Source organism: Mesorhizobium sp. M7A.F.Ca.CA.004.12.1.1 (assembly GCF_003997835.1).
Lineage (GTDB): Bacteria > Pseudomonadota > Alphaproteobacteria > Rhizobiales > Rhizobiaceae > Mesorhizobium.
Genome location: NZ_RZRK01001460.1, coordinates 1 through 571, shown reverse-complemented (window position 1 = coordinate 571; position 571 = coordinate 1). Strand labels below are relative to the sequence as shown.

The 571-nt window shown below is 67.6% G+C and carries 1 protein-coding gene; it reads right to left on the bottom strand.

The window, feature by feature from the left end; genetic code table 11:
• Positions 1-37: 37 nt before the first annotated feature.
• Positions 38-571, bottom strand: a 534-nt coding sequence (locus EN984_RS37035) for an SIS domain-containing protein (protein WP_127384472.1), incomplete at its 5' end; no start/stop codon positions are given.

Below are 571 nucleotides of genomic sequence, written 5' to 3'. Positions count from 1 at the left end.
TCGAAAATCCGGGCTCCAGTCAGGGCAAAGCGATCGCTCATACTGTCTCCGTCACCTTGCGAAGATTGCGCGGCGTGTCCGGGTCGAGACCGCGATGGCGGGCAAAGGCCTCGACGAACATGTAGAAGGAGACGATCAGCGTCAGCGGATCGGTCAGCGGGTGGCCAGTGGCGACATGCGGCAGGCGCACGGCGCGTTTGGCAAGCGCCGAGGTGACGAACACCGGCGCGCCCTTGGCCGCCAGGCTGTCGGCGGCCTCGGCAATGGACGGTTCGGAGGCGTCGCGCGCGGCCAGCGCCAGCACCGGAAAATCGGGACCGATCAGCGCCAGCGGGCCGTGCATGACCTCGGCGGCGCTGTAGGCCTCGGCATGCATGCCGCAGGTCTCCTTGAATTTCAGCGCCGCCTCATTGGCCATCGCCGCCGACGGTCCGCGGCCGAGGATGAACAGCGACTTCTGCTTCTCGATCGTCTCGGAGAGCACGCTCATCCAGTCGCAGGCGATCGCCTTGCCGAAATGCTCCGGCAGGCGGGCAAGTGCGGCCAACAGCGCGGCGTCGCCCGTGGCAGG